Annotated in this window: 19 protein-coding genes and 1 other RNA gene; 13 read left to right on the top strand and 7 right to left on the bottom strand. The window is 66.9% G+C overall.

Annotated features, from left to right (window positions below; genetic code table 11):
* Window positions 1-69: 69 nt before the first annotated feature.
* A complete protein-coding gene (locus NXI30_27795; protein MCR9098040.1) occupies window positions 70-708 on the top strand; it encodes a TetR/AcrR family transcriptional regulator in 639 nt (212 codons plus the stop codon).
* A 48-nt stretch (window positions 709-756) separates the two neighbouring features.
* A complete protein-coding gene (locus NXI30_27790; GenBank protein ID MCR9098039.1) occupies window positions 757-2,049 on the top strand; it encodes a cytochrome P450 in 1,293 nt (430 codons plus the stop codon).
* 97 nt (window positions 2,050-2,146) lie between these two features.
* Here NXI30_27790 and NXI30_27785 read toward each other — a convergent pair whose 3' ends face one another.
* On the bottom strand, window positions 2,147-3,232 hold the full coding sequence (locus NXI30_27785) for an alcohol dehydrogenase catalytic domain-containing protein (protein MCR9098038.1): 1,086 nt from the start codon (window positions 3,230-3,232) through the stop codon (window positions 2,147-2,149).
* 270 nt (window positions 3,233-3,502) lie between these two features.
* Here NXI30_27785 and NXI30_27780 point away from each other — a divergent pair, with 270 nt between their 5' ends.
* The 4 genes from NXI30_27780 to NXI30_27765 all read left to right on the top strand — a co-directional run bounded on the left by NXI30_27780 (window position 3,503) and on the right by NXI30_27765 (window position 6,506).
* Window positions 3,503-4,273: an SDR family oxidoreductase gene (locus tag NXI30_27780; protein ID MCR9098037.1), complete on the top strand. Its 771-nt coding sequence runs from the start codon at window positions 3,503-3,505 to the stop codon at window positions 4,271-4,273.
* 16 nt (window positions 4,274-4,289) lie between these two features.
* A complete protein-coding gene (locus NXI30_27775) occupies window positions 4,290-4,706 on the top strand; it encodes a VOC family protein (GenBank protein ID MCR9098036.1) in 417 nt (138 codons plus the stop codon).
* 122 nt (window positions 4,707-4,828) lie between these two features.
* Window positions 4,829-5,404 (top strand): TetR/AcrR family transcriptional regulator C-terminal domain-containing protein, encoded by a 576-nt coding sequence (locus tag NXI30_27770; GenBank protein MCR9098035.1) that lies wholly within the window; start codon window positions 4,829-4,831, stop codon window positions 5,402-5,404.
* Between the two features lie 22 nt (window positions 5,405-5,426).
* The gene (locus NXI30_27765; GenBank protein ID MCR9098034.1) at window positions 5,427-6,506 is read left to right on the top strand and encodes a hypothetical protein; all 1,080 of its coding nucleotides are present in this window, start codon (window positions 5,427-5,429) and stop codon (window positions 6,504-6,506) included.
* Between the two features lie 251 nt (window positions 6,507-6,757).
* On the opposite strand, the gene NXI30_27760 is transcribed toward NXI30_27765, so the two are convergent.
* Window positions 6,758-7,354: a glutathione S-transferase family protein gene (locus NXI30_27760; protein ID MCR9098033.1), complete on the bottom strand. Its 597-nt coding sequence runs from the start codon at window positions 7,352-7,354 to the stop codon at window positions 6,758-6,760.
* 614 nt (window positions 7,355-7,968) lie between these two features.
* Between NXI30_27760 and NXI30_27755 the strand changes: the two genes are divergently transcribed.
* The 4 genes from NXI30_27755 (at window position 7,969) to NXI30_27740 (ending at window position 11,906) form a co-directional block, all read left to right on the top strand.
* A complete protein-coding gene (locus NXI30_27755) occupies window positions 7,969-8,499 on the top strand; it encodes a MarR family transcriptional regulator (protein MCR9098032.1) in 531 nt (176 codons plus the stop codon).
* A 209-nt stretch (window positions 8,500-8,708) separates the two neighbouring features.
* Window positions 8,709-9,563: a class I SAM-dependent methyltransferase gene (locus tag NXI30_27750; protein ID MCR9098031.1), complete on the top strand. Its 855-nt coding sequence runs from the start codon at window positions 8,709-8,711 to the stop codon at window positions 9,561-9,563.
* Window positions 9,556-10,401: a methyltransferase domain-containing protein gene (locus NXI30_27745; protein MCR9098030.1), complete on the top strand. Its 846-nt coding sequence runs from the start codon at window positions 9,556-9,558 to the stop codon at window positions 10,399-10,401. Before NXI30_27750 ends, NXI30_27745 begins: the two co-directional genes overlap by 8 nt.
* 8 nt (window positions 10,402-10,409) lie before the next feature.
* The gene (locus NXI30_27740; protein ID MCR9098029.1) at window positions 10,410-11,906 is read left to right on the top strand and encodes a BCCT family transporter; all 1,497 of its coding nucleotides are present in this window, start codon (window positions 10,410-10,412) and stop codon (window positions 11,904-11,906) included.
* A 534-nt stretch (window positions 11,907-12,440) separates the two neighbouring features.
* Here the strand turns inward: NXI30_27740 and ssrA are convergent.
* Window positions 12,441-12,807: a transfer-messenger RNA gene (gene ssrA / locus NXI30_27735) on the bottom strand.
* Window positions 12,808-13,000: 193 nt separating this feature from the next.
* Between ssrA and NXI30_27730 the strand changes: the two genes are divergently transcribed.
* Window positions 13,001-13,846, top strand: a complete 846-nt coding sequence (locus NXI30_27730) for a glutathione S-transferase family protein (GenBank protein ID MCR9098028.1) — start codon at window positions 13,001-13,003, stop codon at window positions 13,844-13,846.
* Here NXI30_27730 and NXI30_27725 read toward each other — a convergent pair.
* Window positions 13,827-14,441, bottom strand: coding sequence for a hypothetical protein (locus NXI30_27725; GenBank protein MCR9098027.1), 615 nt, complete (start codon window positions 14,439-14,441; stop codon window positions 13,827-13,829). The genes NXI30_27730 and NXI30_27725 overlap by 20 nt on opposite strands.
* Window positions 14,442-14,936: 495 nt before the next feature.
* Here NXI30_27725 and NXI30_27720 point away from each other — a divergent pair, with 495 nt between their 5' ends.
* Both NXI30_27720 and NXI30_27715 read left to right on the top strand, forming a co-directional pair.
* Window positions 14,937-17,195: a DUF3604 domain-containing protein gene (locus tag NXI30_27720; GenBank protein MCR9098026.1), complete on the top strand. Its 2,259-nt coding sequence runs from the start codon at window positions 14,937-14,939 to the stop codon at window positions 17,193-17,195.
* A gap of 204 nt (window positions 17,196-17,399) precedes the next feature.
* The gene (locus NXI30_27715) at window positions 17,400-18,359 is read left to right on the top strand and encodes a thioredoxin family protein (protein ID MCR9098025.1); all 960 of its coding nucleotides are present in this window, start codon (window positions 17,400-17,402) and stop codon (window positions 18,357-18,359) included.
* Between the two features lie 135 nt (window positions 18,360-18,494).
* Here the strand turns inward: NXI30_27715 and NXI30_27710 are convergent, their stop codons facing one another.
* From NXI30_27710 to NXI30_27700, 3 genes are all read right to left on the bottom strand, one after another.
* A complete protein-coding gene (locus NXI30_27710) occupies window positions 18,495-19,568 on the bottom strand; it encodes a Zn-dependent alcohol dehydrogenase (GenBank protein ID MCR9098024.1) in 1,074 nt (357 codons plus the stop codon).
* A 164-nt stretch (window positions 19,569-19,732) separates the two neighbouring features.
* Complete coding sequence (locus tag NXI30_27705; GenBank protein MCR9098023.1) at window positions 19,733-20,725, bottom strand: phosphotriesterase-related protein; 993 nt, start codon at window positions 20,723-20,725, stop codon at window positions 19,733-19,735.
* 161 nt (window positions 20,726-20,886) lie between these two features.
* The coding region (locus NXI30_27700; protein MCR9098022.1) for a hypothetical protein at window positions 20,887-21,102 on the bottom strand (216 nt) is incomplete at its 5' end.

Below are 21,102 nucleotides of genomic sequence, written 5' to 3'. Positions count from 1 at the left end.
CCTCGCGACCCGTTTTTTGACTCGCTGCTCATTTTTGGGTAACAACTCAAAAACGCTGCGAGGGCCCCCGTGTCGACCGACCCCGAACCCCGCCTCTCCAAGGCCGAGCGCACCCGCCGCCAGATCCTGTCGGCGGCCGAGCTGCGCTTCGCTGCGAGCGGATTCGACAAGACGCGGCTCGACGACGTGGCGGACGACATCGGGATGGTCGGCTCGGCGATCCTCTACCACTACCCCGACAAGCGGGAGCTCTACCGCGCCGTCCTCGAGACCCTGACCGCGGACCTCGTCGGCGCGATCGAGGCGGCGATCGACACGCCGGCGCCGCCCCGCGAACGACTCGTCGCGCTGGTTCGCGCGGCGGCGCGCAAGATCGCGGCGCGACCGACGATCGCGATGATCGCGCTTCGTGAAGCGACCTCCGAAGACCAGGAGCTCGCGGAACGAACGGGACTGATCCTCGACCGCATCATCGCGCTCTTCGAAGAAGGGACGCGCTCCGGCGAGATCCGTCCCGTCCACGCCGAGCCCTACCTCTTCTTCACCTCGCTGGCGGGCGCGATCCTCTACACCGTCGCCGCCATCCCCACGATGATCGAAGAGCATCCCGACGCGCCGAGCGCAGACGACGCGGCCCACCGACTCGAACGCGACGCGGTCGCGATGGCGAGTCGGCTGCTCGGCCTGCACGAGCCCCAGCCCGTATAGCCCGCGCGTGCGAATCGCGCGCCGCCGAAACGAACCGAAAGGAACGACATGAGCGAAGCCACCGACCTCGAGACGATGTTCCCCGCCAAGGGTCAGGCCGGCGCCGATCCGTACTCGATCCCGCTCGAGAAGATCGACGTGAGCGACAACGAGCTGTGGACCACCGATTCCCACTGGGGCTACTTCGAACGCCTGCGCAACGAATCCCCGGTCCACTACTGCGCCGAGAGCGAGTTCGGCGCGTACTGGTCCGTCACGAAATTCGACGACATCGTGACGGTCGAGAAAGACCCGGAGACCTTCTCCTCCGAGCCCAACATCGTGATCGCCGACATTCCCGAGGACTCGGTCACCCAGAACGCGGGCTTCATCACGATGGACGGCGAGCGTCACGCCGCCCACCGCAAGGTCGCCCAGCCGGTCTCCTCGCCCCGCAACATCAAGGCCCTCGAGCCGATCGTGCGCGAACGGGCGATCGCGATCCTCGACTCGCTGCCGGTCGGCGAGACCTTCGACTGGGTCGACAAGGTCTCGATCGAGCTGACGACGGCGATGCTCGCCACGATGTTCGACTTCGACTGGGAGACGCGGCGCAAGCTCACCTACTGGTCGGACATGGCCACGATCACCGACGAGGAGCTCGCCGACCAGAATCTGACGACGCAGGATCGCGAGAACGCGATGCTCGAGTGTCTCCAGGCCTTCACCCGGCTGTGGAACGAGCGGAAGGGCAAGGAGTCCGACACCCTCGATTTCGTGAGCGCCCTCGCGAACGCGGACGCCACGAGCGACATCGATCCGGCCGTCGACCCCATCACCTACATCGGGACGCTCATGCTCCTGATCGTGGGCGGCAACGACACGACGCGGAACACGATCTCGGGCGGCGTCCTCGCGCTCAACGAGAATCCGGAGCAGTACGAGAAGCTCCGCAACGACCCGTCCCTGATTCCCAGCTTCGTCGACGAAGTGATCCGCTGGCAGACGCCGCTCGCGCACATGCGGCGAACCGCGACCCGCGACACGGTCCTGGGTGGAAAGCAGATCAAGGAAGGCGAGAAGGTCGTCATGTGGTACGTCTCCGCGAACCGGGACGAGACCGCGATCGAGCGCGCGAACGAGTTCCTGATCGACCGCAAGGAATCGAAGAAGCACCTCTCGTTCGGCTGGGGCCCCCACTTCTGCATGGGCAGCCGGATCGCCGAGATGCAGGTGCGCGTGCTCTGGGAGGAGATCCTGAAGCGCTTCCGCACGATCGAGGTCGTCGGCGAGCCCCAGCGTGTCCGCTCCTGCTTCGTGAAGGGCTACAAGACGCTGCCGGTTCGCGTGCATCCCTGGTAGGGGACGCGGCGAGCGGTCGCTGCTCCGGATCCTGGCACGGGACGACGGACGTCCCGTCCAGAGCGGCGACGGCGAATCGTGGCGCTGCGACGCCCTGCTAGAAGCGGATGACTCCGCGCGTCACGCGTCCGGCGTGGAGATCCGAGAAGGCCGATTCGATCTCGTCGAGGGCGTAGGTCGTGTCCATGAGGGCGTCGAGATCGAGCTGCCCGCGCAGGTAGAGGTCGACGAACTCGGGGATGTGCCGCTGGGGATGGATCGAACCGCCGAACGTCCCCGTCACCCATTTGTGTCGCATGATCTGCGGCGTCGGAATCTCGAAGTGCTCGGCGCCGACGAGGCCGATCGCGACGGTCTTGCCCCCGGGCCGGATCGACTCGATGGCCTGCCGAAGGGCGCCGGGCGCGCCGACCGCATCGAAGGAGTAGTCGGCCCCTCGACCGCCGGTGATCCGTCGAACGGCCGCCGGAACGTCCTCCCCGCTCGCATCGATCACGTCTGTCGCGAGACCGAGTTCCTGCGCCTTCACGAGCTTCGACGGAAGAACGTCGACCGCGATCAACCGCGATGCGCCGCGCAGGCGCGCCCCCATCAGCGCCGAGAGCCCGACACCGCCCGCGCCGATCACGACGACCGAGCTGCCTGATTCCACTTCGGCACGCACGATCGCGGCGCCGAGACCGGTGCTCACGCCACACGCGAGGCCACAGATCTTCTCGAGAGGCGCTTCCCGGGGAACGCGAACCGCGCAGGCGGCCGGCACGACGGCGGACTCCGCGAAGGACGCTTGATACGAGAGGCTGTACACCTCCTCTTCGCCCCGACGGAGTCGCGTCGTGTCGTCCTGCATCTTCCCCGTGTAGAAGACGATGCGCTCGCACATCGGCGCGTCGCCGCGCAGGCACTGCCAGCAGGTGCCGCAGGGCGCGATGATCGAGCAGACGACCTTGTCGCCGATCTCGAATCCCTCGACGCCCTGCCCCACCGCCGTCACGACGCCCGCGCCTTCGTGCCCCAGGACCATCGGCCGCGGGATCGGCGACTTCCCCTCGAGCGCGCTCAGGTCCGTGTGGCAGACCCCCGTCGCTTCGACCCGGATCGCCAGCTCGCCCGCCGACGGCGGCAGGATCTCGAGCTCCTCGAGCGCGATCTGTCCGACTTCACGGGTGACGGCGGCTTTCATCTTTTCCTCTTTCTGCGGCTCGACGGCCGGATGGGCTGGCGAGACGCCGCGGATCCGGCGTCGAGGCTCGCGCCTCGCCGAGTCTACCGGCCCTCCGGCCGCCGACTCCAGATCCGTGCGCTCTGCCCCGGGACATCTTGCCTGAACGCCGGCGGACCGCGGGTGACCGATCTCGCGTCCGCGCGCGCCCGACGGACGCGGCCAGGGTTGCGGCCCGGCTCTGATCGGTGATATTGTGAAATACGTTCACTAATTTGGAGACTCGCTCCCATGGACCGCGAAAAGCTGCAATCCCTCTTCGACATGACGGGTCGCGTCGTGATCGTGACGGGCGGGACCCGCGGCATCGGCCGAGCGCTCGCCGAGGGGTACGCGGCCGCGGGCGCCCGTGTCGTTGCAGCCAGTCGCAAGCCCGACGCCTGCAAGGAGACCGAAGAGCACCTCCGGGCCATGGGCGCCGAAGCGATCGGCATCCCCGCGCGCATGGATGACCTGGACGACCTTCGCGGGCTCGTCGAGAAGACCGTCGATGCCTTCGGAGGCGTGGACGTGGTCGTGAACAACGCCGCGAACGCGCTGGCTCAGCCGATGGGTGAGTACACGCCGGAGGCCTGGTCGAAGTCACTCGACGTGAACTTGAGAGGTCCGGTCTTCCTGACCCAGGAAGCGCTGCCGCACCTGCAGAAGAGCGAGCACGCGGCGGTGCTGAACGTGCTCAGCGGCGCAGCGTTCCTGTTCTCGTCGACGGTGTCGCTCTACGGCATCGGGAAGGCGGGACTGATGGCGGCGACGCGCTCTGCAGCCGCCGAGTTCGCGCCCCGCGGCATCCGCGTGAACGCGCTCTCACCGGGCACGGTCGACACGGACATGGTGCGCAAGAACCCGCCCGAGGCGCAGGCCGAGATGACCAGGATCCAGCTCATGGATCGAATGGCCCACCCGGACGAGATGATCGGCCCGGCGCTGATGCTGACCTCCGACGCCGGAAGCTTCATCACCGGTCACGTCGTCTTCGCGGACGGCGGGATGGTGCCGCGCTGAGCAGCGAGGGTCTCCGATGTCTGCAGAACCGACCGCGACCTACACGTTCACGAAGCTCGTCGTCGATGACCTCGACGTGATGTGTGACTACTACTGCTCGGTCTTCGGGCTCCACCCCGGGACCCGTGAGCGCTTCGACGACGGCGTCGGAGGCGAGCCCATCGAGGAGGTCGCGCTCGTCGCGCAACCTGGTGATCCCTTCGGTGCGGTCAGCCTCTTGACCTTCGAGCAACGCGAGCCCGCCTCGACTCCGCGCGACGAAGTCATCCTCGGGTTCACCACGCCCGACCTGGCTGCCCTGGCGGATCGGGTCACGAAGGCCGGCGGGAAGCTCCTCGGCCCGATCAAGGCGATGCCGTCGCACGGGATTCGCGTGGCATTCGCTCGTGACCCCGAAGGCCACCTCTGCGAGCTCGTCGAGGTCACGGGATGAGTGCTGCGGCGCGCAGGAAGAAGGCGCGGGACACACGGACCGACGTCGAAGCAGTCCCCGCGCGTCGAAGGGGACGTCCGCCGCGACTCTCGCGCGAAAGCGTCGTCGAATCCGTCCTGGGCTTGATCGACCGGGAACCCGGAGAGACCGTCACGATCGCTCGGGTCGCAGCCGAGGTCGGCGCATCCCCCGCTGCGCTCTATCGACACTTCGAGAATCTCGACGATCTGCTGGACTCCGTCGTCGCGGCCGTGCTCGCCGACGTCGACGCGGAACTCGATCTCGATGCGCCCTGGGAGCAGCAACTCGAGGATTGGATGCACGCGCTACGCGCTCAGCTCTTGCGAGTGCCCGCCGTGCTCACGCTCATCGGACGGACTGGCCGCACTTCGCCGGCGTGGCTGAACGCATCCTCGGTCCTGCTCGAGATCCTGGAGCGGGCCGGACTCGCCGGCGACTCGCTCGCGTTCACCTATCTATGGCTCCTGGAGACGACCACGGGCCTCGTTCTCCAGGAGGCCGCCCTTCCCGTCGCGGACCAGCTGGCGAACGCCCGCGCCTCGATGGATCAGCTCCATGACACGGCCGCGGCGCGGTTCAGGGCCGTCTCCCCCGACCTCGAATCGATCGACGGAGATCGGTTCTTCTCCTTCGCCGTCCGGCGGGCGATTTCTGCCGTGGCGCTACGCGAGAGCTAGCCGCCCTCGACCTGGAGTCCTCATGAACAAGACCACCGCACCGATCGCAACCGAGATTCGACCGGTTTCGCCGCCTCGTCTCCTGGAGAACGTCTACTCGGACGATCAGCTCGACCGCATGTTCAAAGTCGTTCGCGACAACGGCCCGTGGCAGCTGATTCTCGCACAGCACTTCGATTCGCCGGAGGAAGTCGTCGCGACGCTGAGCGGCGTCGAGGTCGAAGAAGGAGCAGACGTCGACTACGACATGTTCCTGACCGCGAACTTCCGGGGATACCTCGCGACCAACGGCGTGTGTCTCTATCCGGACGAGATCGAGGATTGCTTTCTGAACTCGACCTTCCTGGACCATGCGCGAGCGTACTGGAAGGCGGACTTCGCAAAGCCAGAGCACGTCCTGTTCAACATCAACGGCCCCTGCGAGAGCTACGACCCGGCCCACCTCGACGCGACGCAGTACCGCGGCATCGACATGAAGAACTCGCCCATCTGGCTGATGAACACGATGAGCAAGTCGGGCCTGTTCAACGCCTGGCTGATGAAGAAGGCGCAGGTCATCACCTGGAACTATCACGGCTCCGTCGGCGGCGGATTCACCTACTGGCCGGACGGCATCAGCAACCCTCCGAGTCGGATCCCCGCTCCGATGTGGAACGTGGGCGCGGTCGTCCAGAACGAACAGATGTACCACCGCGGCGAGGCGAACGGACCGAAGGAGAGACGGAGGCCCGCGGGCCTGGCCTTCGACTCGCTGTTCGAGGCCGACCCCGATGACCCGACGGGCTGGCGAATCACGACGAATGGCCAGCCGATCCAACACGTCGCTGCAGAAGAGACGCGTTTCCTGGTGCACTGGACTGCCGAGGTCTTTCAGGACCGGGAGGAACTGAACAAGGTCCTCGACCACACGGACGACCTGACCCACGACAGGGTCATCGGCATGTTGATCGAAGATCTGCGCGGTCGGGGATTCGAAGTGGAAGAGCCGTCCGATCCACTGCGGGATCGGGAGTTCATCGGGTTGCTGACCCAGGCCTACGATCCGGGGGCCCCGCGCATCTATCCACCCGAGGCTCCGGGACCCGCGCAGCAGGCCGCCTAGAGGGTGCTTTCGATCCGCGCGCCGGAAGCAGGCGCGCATCGCGCCGAATCCCCTGGTTCCGGAGCCGGCGGAGACGGAGACCACGCTACGAGCGATTGGCTGAACCGAGAACTCACTCCCCTCGGATTCGCCGTTGCGTCGCACACTCGGACGGAATGCCCGAGAGCGAGAACCGAGCGAATCCGAGGGCGGCGCATCGAGAACGCCGAGTCCGGATCGCGGCCCGAGAGCCGGCTCGTCTGCAGCCGGTCTCAGCCAGAAGCGAAAGCCGCATGCGTCGCCTGGTAGGCCGGTCGACTCCTGAGCCGCTCCAGATAGGCGCGAACGCGTGGAGACGCTTCGAGCCCGGCCAGCATCACGAGCGAGTCGAGCGTGCCTCCGAACACGACGTCGGCTGCGGTGAACGGAGCGCCAAGCGCCCATCCCGATTCGGGGGTCATCGATTCGATCGTGGCGAGTGCCCGCGCCACGTCACCCCAACCGGCACTTTGCGGCGCCGGGTGCTCGATGCCGAGCGCAGCGAGCGAGAACGCGGGCTCGAGCGTGTTTCCCGGAACGAAGAGGTATCGGTAGTACGCACCGCGTTCACTCGAGAGCGGATCGGGTGCGAGGCCACGGTCGGGGAATCGGTCGGCCAGGTAGGCACAGATCGCCGCCGCCTCGGTGACGACGACGTCGCCGTCGACGAGCGCGGGAACCTTTCCCATCGGGTTGACGGAGCGGTACTCGAGCCTTTCTCGTTCGCTCGCTTGCAGATCGACCACGATGGCTTCGTGCTCGACGTCGAGCTCGGCGAGCATCCAAGCAGTGGTCGCACCGCGACTGATCGGATTGAAATAGTGCTTCATGACGGTCTCCTCTCGGGTGAATCGCCCACTCGATCTCTCGCCGAGTGAGGCGTGCGGGACGACCGATCGCGGACGATGCGATTGGAGACCAGGGCGCCGAAGGCGAGATTACAGGAACCCTGGGTCCGCGACGAGCGCGTCGAGACGGCGCCCCGATCCGAACCGAGGGCGGCGCCCGGGACTCATTGCTTCCGGCGTGTCATCCCTCCGTTCGCGCGAGGAGCCTGGCCCGGAGGTGCGAGCGCGATCTCCCACGCGGCCAACGCCAGGAGTTCGTGAGGGTTCTCGAATTCGGCGGTGGAAATCGAACGGATCGCCAGGTGGCCCGCAGAAGCGTCATTCCATTGCAGAATGGTGGAGGCGGCGGGAATCGAACCCGCGCGCCAATCGAAGAAAGCGACGAAAAATCGGATACTTTGGACTTCGGATGGAAGTGCGAGGGCGGCGCGGCGGCGGCGCGGGGCCCCGGCGATCACACGCGGACCGAGGCCGCTCGGGCCCCGTCGACATAGCGGAGGTCGTCTCTCCGCGACGGAGAACCCCGCGCGACGCGACATCGTACGTCGATTGCATACGCTCTATCGATGTCGGTATTCGGTGATCTGGAGAAGGCAGTGAGCACACCCAACGAAATCGAAGACCAGATCGTCGCGTCGATCCGGCGCATCATCCGCGCGATCGATCTGCAATCGCGGCGCCTACAGGACCGTCACAAGCTGACCGGCCCGCAGCTCGCGACCCTTCGCGAGGCCGAGCGCGTCGGACAGCCGTCGATCAGCGCGCTCGCCCGCGCCGTGCACCTGAGCCAGCCCACGGTGTCGGGGATCGTCACTCGCCTGGAACGTCGCGGCCTGGTCGCCCGGAAGCGATCGGAAGGCGATCGACGGAGCGTGGGCATCGAGGTCACGCAGGAGGGGCTCGACGTTCTGGACGAGGCGCCGTCGCTCCTGCAGGAAGATTTCCGCGCGGAGTTGGCGCGGCTCGAAGATTGGGAGCGGCACTGGATGCTGTCCGCGCTCGAACGCATCGCGTCGATGATGGATGCCGAGCACCTCGATGCCGCCCCGATCCTCGAGACGGGCCCCGTTGCACAGCCCGCCGAGGAGTCGCCCACGCCGGGCGGCATCGAACCCCGAGGGGATTGATTGCGGCGAACACAATTGATTCTATTCATTGTGCTCTCAACGAAATACCCGTCCAAACGCGAAATTGCGACTCTAGAGACGCTTTTCCGGCTCTCAATTCCATAGCCCTCACTCATTCAATACATTGCATCGAATGGGTTTGGCGCCTACTGTGCGGGTCCTTCGCGGGCCGGCGCTCGGTCCCGAAGTCTTCGCCAGAAGAGGGGCCCATGTCGTCGAACCCGACCGAGATCCTCCGCGAGCAGGCCGAACGATCACTGCGCGCGATCAGCCAGGACTTCGGTGACGCGCCCACGGCCATTCGCGAAACCGACCACTACCAGGCCGAGTACGTCCAGACCTTCGTCGAGAAATGGGACGAGCTGATCGACTGGGGATCCCGCGCCGAGAGCGAGGGCCGGTTCTTCATCGAGCAGCTCAAGGCGCGCGGAAAGACGAAGGTGCTCGACGTCGCGACGGGAACGGGCTTCCACTCGATCCAGCTCGCGGATGCGGGATTCGAGGTGACGAGCGTCGACGGCAACGCCGCGATGCTCTCGAAGGCGTTCCAGAACGCGACCGACCGACACCTGATTCTCAAGACGATTCACGCCGATTGGCGGTGGCTGAATCGCGAGGTGCACGGAAAATTCGACGCGATCATCTGCCTCGGCAACTCGTTCACCCATCTCTTCGACGAGCAAGACCGCCGACGCGCCCTCGCCGAGTTCTATGCCGCGCTGAAGCACGACGGCATCCTGATCCTCGATCAGCGCAACTACGACTCGATCCTGGATCACGGCTTCTCGTCGAAGCACAGGTACTACTACTGCGGAGACGACGTCAGTGCCGAACCCGAGCACGTCGACGAGGGCCTCGCCCGGTTCCTCTATTCGTTTCCGGACGGCTCCGAGTTCCGACTCAACATGTTCCCGCTTCGCAAGAACTACACGCGGAAGCTGATCCGCGAAGCAGGCTTCGCATCCGTCAAGACCTACGGCGATTTCCAGGAGACGTACCAGGAAGCTGACCCCGACTTCTTCGTCCACGTCGCTGAGAAACACATGGATCATCCCGATGCCTGACGAAGCCGGCGCCGCCTCAGTCACCGCCACGACCGAGGCCTACTACGACAGCGACCAAGCCGACTCGTTCTACGCAGAGATCTGGGGCGGCGAAGACATCCACATCGGCGTCTATCAGCATCCCGACGAGGACGTCGCCACGGCGAGTGCGCGCACGGTCGAGACCGTGGCGGGACGCGTCGACTTCTTGAATCCAGCGCATCGCGTGCTCGATCTCGGCGCAGGCTACGGCGGCGCCGGGCGGTACGTGGCGACGAAGTTCGGCTGCCAGGTCGACTGTCTGAACCTGAGCGACGTCCAGAACGAGCGCAACCGCATCATCACGGCCAAGGCCGGGCTGTCCGACCTCGTTCACGTGGTGCACGCGAACTTCGAGTCGATCCCGGGGTCGGATGCCCGATATGACGTCGTGTGGTCACAGGACGCGATCCTCCACAGCGGGGCCCGTGAGCGAGTCCTCGCCGAAGTCGCGCGTGTCCTCAAGCCGGGCGGCCACTTCGTCTTCACGGACCCGATGCAGACGGACGACTGTCCACCCGATGTACTGCAGCCGGTGCTCGACCGCATTCACCTCGACTCCCTGGCTTCACCCGCCTTCTACCGAAAGAATCTGGCCGGTCTGGGCTTCGCGGAAGTCGAGTTCGGCGAAATGACGAGCCAGCTGCGCAACCACTATGACCGGGTACGGCAGGTGCTCGGAGCGCGGCGTGACGAGATGATCGAGCGCTGCGGCGACGAGTACGTGACCCGGATGCTCGAGGGGTTGGGGCACTGGGTGAACGGGGCCGACCGCGGACACCTGACGTGGGGCATCTTCCACTTCCGGAAGAGCGGCTGAGCTCCGACGTGAAGACGGACGGGTCCCGAATCGAGCCGGCTGTCTTCCTCTCCTCGGCCGCGGTGGTGCTGGCCGTGCTCGCGTTCGGCGTCGCCGATCCGGAGCGGGCGAGGGATCTCTTCGTCGGGCTCCAGGACTGGATCGTCGGAACCTGGGGATGGCTTTTCGTCGGCTCAACCGCGTTCTTCCTGCTCTTCTCGGTCTGGTGCGCACTGGGCAAGCGGGGCACCGTGCGACTCGGCCCCGAAGGCGAGCCCCCGGCCTTCGGTCGTCCCTCCTGGTTCGCGATGCTGTTCAGCGCCGGCATGGGCATCGGCATCAGGTTCTACGGCGTCGCCGAGCCGGTCACGCACTATGCGAGTCCTCCCGCCCTCGCCGGCGGCACGCCCGAAGCAGCACGACAGGCGATGACGATCACGTTCTTCCACTGGGGCCTGCATGCCTGGGGCATCTACGCCGTCATGGGGCTCGCGATCGCTTACTTCGGACACAGGCAGGGGCTGCCACTCGCGATCCGTTCGACCCTGCATCCGCTTCTCGGCGATCGGATCCATGGATGGATCGGACACGGCGTCGACGTGTTCGCGGTATTCGGAACGATCTTCGGCCTCGCAACCTCGCTTGGGCTCGGCGCCATGCAGATCAATGCTGGCCTGGCGCGGCTCTTCGACGTTCCGGTGTCGTCCAGCGTGCAGGTGATGGTAATCGCCGTCATCACGGCAGGCGCGACCTCTTCGGTGGCCCTCGGCCTCGATCGCGGGATCCGGCGGCTGTCCGAACTCAACGTCGCACTCGCGACCCTGCTCCTGCTCTTCGTCGCGTTCGCCGGACCGACGGGGGCGCTACTCGAAGCCTTCCCCGCTCGCCTCGTCGACTACGCCGCCGCGCTCGTTCCGCTGGGAAGCGGCTACGAGGCACCCGGTCCCATCGAATGGCAGAAGGGATGGACCCTCTTCTACTGGGCCTGGTGGATCGCCTGGTCTCCCTTCGTAGGGATGTTCATCGCGCGCATCTCGCGGGGCCGGACGATTCGCGAGTTCGTCCTTGGCGTCCTGATCGTCCCGACGCTGATCAGCTGCCTTTGGTTCACCGTATTCGGCTGGTCCGCTCTCACACTCGACGCGCAGAGCCCCGGAATCGTGGCCGCGGTCGAGGGCGACATCTCGATCGGGATCTACGCGCTGCTCGAAAGGCTTCCCGCCGCCGAAGCGACTTCGCTTCTCGCGGCGCTCGTCGTGGCGATCTTCTTCGTCACGTCTTCGGACTCGGGCTCGTTCGTGATCGACATGCTGACGTCCGGTGGCCATCCGGACCCGCCGGTCTGGCAACGCGTCTTCTGGGCAGTGAGCGAAGGCATCGTGGCTGCGGTCCTGCTCGTGGCCGGGGGGTTGGCCGCGCTTCAATCCGCCGCCATCAATACGGGACTGCCTTTCTGCGTGATCCTGCTGGCGGTGTGTGCGGGCCTGGGGCGCGCGCTTTGGCGCGAAGGTGTGCAGGATCGATAGGCTTCTCGGCCTCAGGAACGAGTCGCCATCATCGTCCCGCTGCGTTTCGTCCCGAAGAAGGCTCGATGCGCGGCTTCAGCTCCAAGGCCTCGAAATCGCCAACGGCGTGTCAGACTTCGGACCGATACGGAGGTGCGAACGGGCCGGCGACGGCTGCCGAGCCCCAAGATTTGCTGGAACGTTCGAATTCGGCGGCGGGAACGTTCATGTCGGGCCAACTGTCCGAATCCTCTTGAGATTCCGAAAGCCGATCTTCGGGAGTACCCCTATCTATACCCCCCAACGCGAGAAACCGAATCGGTCCCGTGCTTTTGGATCGCCAAGCCGCGCCCTCCGTACACCTCGCCTCGCTCTTGGCGGGTGACAGGTCGCGGGAGCGAGCCTCGGACCCTTGAGCCGATTCATCGAGCGCCCGGCCGGCAGCCGAATCCAAGGCAACAGATTCACCACTCTCAGGAACGATCGTTACGACCTCCGGTGGCTCTTGGATATCCGGCGTCGCGGGACTCTATGGGATCTGCTGGGAAGGCTTAGTGGTGGAGGCGGCGGGAATCGAACCCGCGTCCGCATGGCGTCTTCCGGACGCGTCTACGTGCGTAGTCTCCCCTTGGCTTCGGGGTTCGGCCGGCGTGGAGACGGGCCAACCGATCCCTAGCTCGACGTGGTTCTCGTCCCCGGATACGGCCGAGCAGCGCTCGGGGACCAGCCTGCATATCGCTACCGCGACCCGCTAGTAGGCATCACGGACGGTAGTCGCTAGTTCCTAAGGGTTAGTTAGGCAGCGAGAGCGTAGTTGTCATCGGCAGTTATGAGCTACCAGACTGCAGCTGTTTAACGAGGTGGCTACGACCTCGACACGCAACGCCCGGCCTCGACCACCCGTCGAAGCCAGATCGCCCCCACCGGGGCCGGCGCAGGACTGCGCCGAATCGTGAAGGTACATCTATGCACGCAGCGCAGCCAATCAAGCGGAGACTCGCAGCTCCGACGATTCTCCGACCGTCCTTGCGCCTCGCTTATACGACCGCATAATCTCTCCTGTTCGATTGAACAGGAGCGGCTTCGCCCCGCTCGCTCGGCCCCGGAGTCCGATCATGCGCGTCCCTCCCGAGCAGATCACGACCGAGGAGGTGAAGTCCTGGCAGGGACTCCACCTCCTCCACTTCCAGAGCTCGACCTGCTCCCAGAAGGTCCGGATCCTGCTCCGGGAGAAGGGCCTCGAGTGGACGTCCCACCCGATCGACCTGCCGCGCAACGAACACGTGAGCGCGTGGTTCCTCGGGATCAATGCGCGCGGCGTCGTCCCCGTCCTCGTGCACGACGGCGAGGTCCACGTCGAGAGCAACGACATTCTCGCCCACCTCGACGCGCTGCCGTCGAGCGCCCCGCCCTTCTTCCCGAAGGACCCGGCCGCCCTCGCGGACGTGAACGCGGAGCTCGCGCGGGAGGACGCCATGCACATGGATCTGCGGAACCTCACGATGGGATTCCTCATGCCCCACGTCCTCGCCAGGAAGCCCGAGAAGACGCTCGAGCGCTGGGAGCGGGAAGGCCGACAGGATCCGAAACGCGCGAAGGAGGTCGCGTGGTGGCGGGACTACGCGCGCCAGGGGATCCCCGACGAGGTTGCCCAGGCCTCCGTCGATCGCCACCGCGAGGTCTTCGACGACCTGGACGCCCGCCTCGCGACCGGGCGATTTCTCGGCGGCGAGTCGCCCTCGGTGATCGATCTCTCCTGGTTCATCACGGTCCTGCGCGTCTCGAAGTCGGGCTATCCGCTCGGGCGTCACCCCCGGCTCGCCGAGTGGTTCGCGCGTCTCGCGGCGCGCCCGGCCTTCGCCGAAGAGACGCGAGATCCCTTGCCCCTGCGACTCGCGCTCCCGATCTACGGCTTCTACCGGAAGCTCACGGGAACGACGCTCACCGACCGGACGCGCTAGTCCGGCTCCGTCGGCTGCTTCGAGACGAGTACCGAGAGCTCGTGGCCGGGTGACCCGCCCGCCGAGCGCCCGCCGCCAGCAGAGCCAGCGATCCGACTGCGAGGAGAGCCGCCGTCGCCGGTTCCGGCAGGACGCGGATCGCGCGGTTGCCACGGAACGAGAGCCCCGGGGTCCACGGATCGGCGTCGGTGCCGAAGCGGTCCGCGATCAAGACCGGAAGTTCGTCCGCGGAGACCCAGAGCCAATCACCGGGTGTCGGGGACACCTGCACGATCGACAACCACTGATCCCCCCCGAAGAGGAGAAGCGGCGGGTCGATCGCGGCCGAGTAGGCGTAGATCGCGTCTCCGTTCCCCGTTGCGAAGCCCGTGGGCGTCGCCTCGAAGTCCAGGGAAACCACCTCCGTCGCCGCAGTCTCGGGAAGACCGAGATCGTCCGCGAAGAGCCGAAGTTCGAGCGTGACGGCGGTGGGATCGGTGGCCGGCGAATCGTGCGCGCCCCACCACTCGATCGCGACCGCTTGCGATCCGTCGGGTACGGAGAATCCCGCAGCGATCTGCTGCCCGGAGGCGCCACCGGTTGCAGAGACGCTCACCAGACCTCCCCGTGCGCCGGGATCGCTCGTGAGGGGCTGGTCGACCAGCACCTCCTGGGCCGAGGCAGCCCCAGCAAGGAGGAGAAGAGCGATCAGAGAGCGAAGAACTCGATCCGGGCCGAGCATGCGAAGAACCCCCTTGGGTTGGCTGGGTGTCGTGAGACCACTGCCGGCCTCGCAGGCAGACCCGATCGCGAATCGGCCCTTGCTCGCGGGCAACACGATCTGGCGTCTCATGGCACCGCACGGGTCCACGAGGAGGGGTGCCCGTCGTCTCGCGTTGGGTTCCTCGAGTACGGCCGAGCCGAGCGCGGAGCGCACGGCCGTGTTCCCGGTCTCCGTCCCCATCCCACGGTGGGCCAGCTGCGATCCGATCGCGAGCACGTGCACGCTCGAAGCAGAGGCGAACACTTCGCGCGCGCGTGTCCGGATCGGAGACGGCCGTATGATACCGTCGCCCTTCGCCCGCGGCGAAGCCCGGGCTGGAGGGTTTCCATGTCGCGCATTCTCGTCCTCGTCGTCGTCGCCCTGCTCGCAGTGCTCTTCTTCTGGTTCGACTACGTCGGCGAAGGCGGCCTGGGCGAGCACGAAGTCCCCGGTCAGGTGACGGATCAGGCTCGCCCCGCCGACGCCGTCGCGGCGACCACTGCCGCCGTCGTGTCCGCCGCCGACGAGATGCTCGTCTCTCGCCCGAAACAGATCCTCTTCGGCGATCTCCACGTCCACACGACCTTCTCCTTCGACGCGTTCATGATGAGCCTGCCGCTCCAGGGCGGTGAAGGGGCCCACCCGCCGGCGGACGCCTGTGACTTCGCGCGCTTCTGCTCGGCCCTCGACTTCTGGTCGATCAACGACCACGCCGAGAGCATCTCGCCGACCCACTGGGGGGAGACGATCGACACGATCCGCGCCTGCAACGACGTCGCCGGCGATCCCGCCAACCCGGACACCGTCGCCTTCCTCGGCTGGGAGTGGACCCAGGTCGGTCAGACCCCCGAGACCCACTACGGCCACAAGAACGTCGTGGTCCGCGGACTCGCCGACGACGAGATCCCCACCCGGCCGATCGGTTCGGTCGGCACACGCGCCATGATGACGGACGCGAACCCCTTCGGCGGCGCGGTCGCCGGGGCCTTCCTCCACGGCATGGGCGATGAACGCCTCCACGATCTCGCGAGCTTCTTCATGGAGCGCGACCCGCTCGAGGTCTGCCCCCTCGGCGTGCCCGTCCGCCGCCTGCCCGAAGACTGCGTCGAGATGGTCGAGACACCGGACCTGCTCTTCGAGAAGCTGGACGACTGGGGCTTCGACTCGATGGTGATCCCGCACGGGACGACCTGGGGCTTCTATACGCCGCCGGGCTCGGACTGGGCGAAGCAGCTCGAAGGGCCGATGCACGACGAGGACCGCCAGATTCTGATCGAGGTCTACTCGGGCCACGGCAACAGCGAGGAGTGGAGCGACTTCGACGACATGCTCTTCGCCGAGGACGGTACGGCGATCTGCCCGGAGCCGCGAAACGGCTACACGCCGACGTGCTGGCGGGCCGGCGAGATCATCGAGGAGCGCTGCCTCGCCGAAGGCAGCGCCGCCGACGCGTGCGCCGAGCGCGCCGCGAAGGCACGCGCGTGGTCCGCCGAGGCCGGCCCGCAGGGCCACCTCGCGATCCAGGGCGCCGAGCCGGAAGAGTGGCTCGACGCCGGGCAGTGCCCCGACTGTGCGCAGCCGGCCTTCAACTACCGCAACAAGGGCTCGGCCCAGTACATCACGGCCCTCGGCAACTTCGACGACGACCCGAACGACCCGCGGCGCTTCCGCTTCGGATTCATGGCCTCGAGCGACAATCACTTCGCTCGTCCCGGCACGGGCTACAAGGAGTCCCTTCGTGTCGGCTTCACCGAATCGCGCAACGCCCTCGCCAACGCGGAGGGCGTCATGGCCTCGGTCCTCGCGCCGCCGGCAGAAGCGCCCTCCTCCGAGCCCCGCGAGTTCGACCGCGAGAACACGGACCTCGTCGGTTTCGCGCTCATGGAGATGGAGCGCCAGGCCTCCTTCTTCCAGACCGGCGGCCTCGTCGCGACTCACGCGAAGGGACGCGACCGCGATGCGATCTGGGAGGCGTTCCAGCGCCGCGAGGTCTACGGCACGAGCGGTCCGCGCATGCTGCTCTGGTTCGATCTGCTGAACGCGCCCAACTCGCGCGGCCGGCCGGTCCCGATGGGCGGCGAGACCTCGATGAACGAGAGCCCGATCTTCCAGGCGCGCGCGGTCGGGTCCTTCGAGCAGGTCCCGGGCTGCCCCGACTACGCAGCGAACGCCCTGGGCGCCGATCGTCTCGAGAACGTCTGCCGGGGCGAGTGCTACAACCCGGGCGCCGAGCGACGTCCGATCACCCGGATCGACGTGATCCGGATCCGCCCGCAGAACGCGCCCGACGAGCCGGTGGACGCGCTGATCGAGGACCCCTGGCGGAGCTTCGCGTGCGACGGCGACCCGGCGGGCTGCGCGGTCACCTTCACCGATCCCGAGTACGCCCGTTTCGGCCGCGATACGGTCTACTACGTCCGCGCCCACGAGGCGCCCGCCCCGGCCGTCAACGGCGACAATCTCCGCTGCGAGCGCGACGCCGAGGGCCGATGCACGAGCGTGGATCTGTGCGACGGCGGCGCCGAGGACCTGTGCCTTGGCGAGCACGAGCCGCAGGCGTGGAGCTCCCCGATCTTCATCGACTTTCTACCGCCTGGGCGGGGCTGAGTCGGGGAGGCGGAGCGCCGGATGGGGAGCGCTGCGGGTCGGGTGAAAACCTGGACGCGGTGTGGTGCCGCGCTTCGTTGTGCCAGGGGTGGGGCGCTGCGGGCCCTTCGTTCTTCGTACAACTCCTCTTTCGAAGAGAGCGAAACCGATTCGGGGTGATGGCGTAGTAGGGGGTGACCTGCCTGCCGCCCTGGAGGACACGCTTTGCTCGATCGCATCGGAATCGGATTCGCGCTCGTGATCGCCGGACTGCTCTTCGTCGCGACCCGCGTCGACGCCGAGCGGTCCGCAACGCCGGCAGAGCTCGGAGAGGTCGCCTGGCTCCGAAACTACGACGAAGCCGCCCGATCGAGCGCCGACTCCGGCAAGCCTGTCTTCCTCCTCTTCCAGGAGGTCCCGGGCTGTGCGACCTGCGTGAACTTCGGCGGCGAAGTGCTCTCGCACCCGCGCCTCGTCGAGGCGATCGAAGACGAGTTCGTTCCGCTCGCGATCCTGAACAACGTGGGCGGACACGATCGCGAGGTGCTCCGCCGCTTCGGGGAGCCCGCCTGGAACAACCCGGTCGTGCGCTTCGTCGACGCTCGGGGAAACGACCTCCTTCCCCGCCGCGATCGCGTCTGGACCGACGAAGCCGTGGCGACACGCATGATCGACGCGCTCGAAGCGTCTGGGCGGGCCGTTCCCCGCTACGTCGCTTCCTTGCGCGACGAGCTCGCCCCCGCGCGCATCGAGCGCGCCACCCTCTCGATGGCCTGCTATTGGGTCGGCGAAGCCTGCCTCGGCGGGATCGACGGCCTGCTCTCGAGTCGCGCCGGCCATCTCGGCGGCCGCGAAGTCGTCGAGGTCCGCTTCGACCCGACCCGCGTGAGCTACGCGCAGCTCCTCCGAAAGGCCTTCCGGAACGGCTGCGCCGACGGCGTCTTCGCCCACGACGACGCGCAGCTCGCGATCGCGAAGGCGATCTACCCCGGAACCGCCCGGCGGGCACCCGGCATCGCCCGCGACGCGAGCGACCGCGACCAGCTCTTCCACCTGAAGCGCTTCCCGGCCCTCGCCGCCCTCGAAGCCACCCCCGCCGAACGCCTCCGCCTCAACCACGCCGCCTGGAAAAAACAGGACCCCACTCCCCTCCTCTCCCCGAGACAACGCGAAGCCCTGAACTGATTCGCGACCGCGACGCCGGGCCCTGAACGAAGGAGACCCCACTCACCAGCTGGCGAGCGGGGCCTTCAAGAACGAACGGTGAGCAGCGAGTCGACCGGCAGCCCCAGGCTGCCCGACGACGTCACTCCCAAACGGTCAAAAGTCGATGACGCTCCGGATCACCTCTCCCGCTTCCATCGCGCGGAAGGCGTCGTTCACCTCGTCGAGCTTGATGCGTCGGGAGATCATGCTCTCGAGATCGAGCTTGCCGTTCGTCCAGAGCGAGAGCAGCTCTGGCATGAAGGTCCGGACGTTGGCCGAGCCGTACATCGAGCCCTTGAGCGTCTTGTTCGCGTAGAAGAGCTCGAAGGCCGAGAACTGCACCATCTGCTCCATGCGACCGACGCCGACGATGACCGCCGTACCGCCATTGCGGGCCGCGTCGTAGGTCGCGCGGATCGTGTTCGGGTTGCCGATGCACTCGAGGGCGAAGTCGAAGCCCTCGCCGCCCGTGAGCTTCATCTTGGCGTCGTCGAAGCCGTCCGGCGTCGTGACCGAGGTCGCGCCGAAATGCTTCGCCTGCTCGAGCTTCCCTTCCATCATGTCGACGGCCAGGATCTCCGCGGCGCCGGCGATCCGCGCGCCCTGGATGGCGGAGATGCCCACACCGCCGCAACCGAAGACGACGACCGACGAGCCCGGCGTGATCTGCGCCGTGTTGATCGAGGCGCCGACGCCGGTCGTGACGCCGCAGCCGATCAGGGCCGCGACGTCCAGCGGGACGTCGTTGTCGATCTTGACGCAGGCGGCCTCTCCGATGATCAACTCTTCCGCGAAGGTTCCGAGGCCGGTCATGCCGCCGATCGGATTCCCGTCCATGCGGAAGTTCTGGCTCATCGCCTGCGGTCCCGCCTGCTGGCAGAGGTAGGACTGCTGGCGCAGGCAGGGGTTGCAGTGGGAGCAGGCCGGAACGAACGACAGGATCACGTGGTCGCCGACCGCGAGGCTGGTCACGCCCTCACCGACTTCCTCGACGACGCCGGCGCCCTCGTGACCGAGGACCGACGGCGGCGGCATCGGGATCGTGCCGTTGACCGCGGACAGGTCCGAGTGGCAGACGCCGCTCGAACCGATCTTCACGCGAACGTCCTTGGGTCCGACGTCACCGAGCGTGACGTCGTCGCGGATCACGAGGTCCGCGTTGTTCTCCATCATGATGGCAGCCTTCATGGCGGCTCCTTTTCGTTGCTGTGTTCCGGTGTTGGCTGACGGTGTCGTCTTCCGGTCACGCGTCACGCACACGGACGGACCGGGTGATTCCCCGGGACGGGTGGGGAATGCGACGCGTACGATAGCGCTGCGTGCGGGCGACGCCGGCGCCCGCGCGAGGGGGCTCAGGCGAGGGAGTCCAGCTTTCCCCCCTCGAAGAAGCGGCGCGGATTCTCGACGACGAGGCGATCGATCTGCTCGTCGGTGACCCCGCGTTCCCTCAGCTGGGGGACGATCTTGCGGTCGAAATGGGTCGGGTCGAAGGCGTCCGGGACGCTCTCGAGCATGCCCGGCGGGAAGGGCTGTCCCTTCCAACACCAGACCGAGTCGTGGGACACGACGCAGCGATCCCCTGCGCCCGCGTCGATCATCGCGGCCAGCGAAGCGACCCGCTTCGCGTCGGGGAAGACGATGTCGAGCCCGAAGCGGTCGAAGCCGAGATAGGAACCGCCCCGGGCGATTTTCATGTGGTAGTCGTGATCGTCGGTCCCGCACGAGTGCCCGATGATGATGCGGTGGGCGGGGACGCCGTTCTCCGTCAGGATCCGTTGCTGCTCGTCGCCGACGGTGCCCTGATCGGTATGCGTGTTGATCGGCGCGCCGGTCTCGACCGACGCCTTCGCGGCAGCGACCAGGACCTGCTTCTCGTAGTCCGTGATCTTCCCCGGGCCGCTCGCGACCTTGATGATGCCGGCCTTGATCCCGGTCTCGCCGATGCCTTCGGTCAGCTCGTGGACGAACTGCTCGGCCATCACCTCGGTCACGTCGCCGAAGTTCGAACGGAAATGCCAGTACGGAACGCCGCCCTCTTCCTGCTTGTAGAGGCCGGTCGCGAGGACGATCTGGAAGCCCGTCTGCTGGGCCACCTTCGCGGCGAGCTCCACGTCGCGACCGAGATCCGACGGACACGGGTCGAGCATCGACGAATATCCGAGGTCCTGGATCTGCTGGATCTTGTCGACACAGATCGCGAGCTCGTCTTCGGGCGACGGGCTCTTCACCTTCGTGTGCGATTCCCAGCCGGGATAGCCGATCACGAGGTGTTCGTGCATCAGCGTTCGACCGAGCTGGTCGGTCGTCGTCTCGCCGCTCGCGGTCGCGATCGTCGTCTGGCTCATGGGACCTCCCGGGCGCGGCGTGGATTCACCGCGAGGAAGGCCATTGTAACGCCCGGAGGAGGCTCGGGACCCGACCTGCCTCAGTCGACGAGACGTGGAACTGGAATTGCGCCTCTTCCAACCGCAACCGCCCGGAAGACGACGTCTGCCAGCCGATTTCCCTAGATCGCGAACCTCGCCCGATGCTGGACGTTGTTCTCGATCGCCCGCGTCCGGATCCGGCCGAAGTAGCACTTCGCTAGCCACCCTCGTATCGACGGGATCCGCCCCGCGAACTGTCGCTCACACAGCACGTCCCCAAGGTCGAGCGCCCGCTCCGTGATCCCAAGCGCCTGCGCCGGCGTCCCTCTCTTCCGGTTCTCCGACCGATCCTTCAG

This window comes from bacterium, assembly GCA_024742285.1.
GTDB lineage: Bacteria > Myxococcota_A > UBA9160 > UBA9160 > UBA4427 > UBA4427.
This window is presented reverse-complemented; position numbering and strand designations above follow the sequence as displayed.